Source organism: Rahnella ecdela (assembly GCF_019049625.1).
Taxonomy (GTDB): domain Bacteria; phylum Pseudomonadota; class Gammaproteobacteria; order Enterobacterales; family Enterobacteriaceae; genus Rahnella; species Rahnella ecdela.
The window spans coordinates 1-260 of the sequence record NZ_JAFMOY010000025.1; the positions used below are offsets into that span (position 1 = coordinate 1).

Annotated in this window: 1 protein-coding gene; it reads left to right on the plus strand. The window is 59.2% G+C overall.

Annotated elements, in window-relative coordinates; all coding sequences use genetic code 11:
• On the plus strand, positions 1-260 hold a 260-nt coding region (locus J1784_RS00110; protein ID WP_217147567.1), incomplete at both ends, for an Ig-like domain-containing protein.

A 260-nucleotide genomic window follows, 5' to 3' on the forward strand; every position in this document is an offset into this window, starting at 1 on the left:
CGATGGCACCTGGACGTTCACTCCGGACGCGCTGGCTGATGGTACTTACGACATCACCGTCACCGAGACCGACGCGGCCGGTAACGTCAGTGACCCGTCTAACGCCTATGACTTCACTATCGACACCGTTGCTCCAGTCGCGCCGGTTATCACCGACGTGGTGGATGATTCCGGTGCGCAGAATGTTGACGTGGCCCAGAACGGCTTCACCAGTGACAATACCCCGACCATCAACGGTACCGGTGAAGCAGCCGATGACA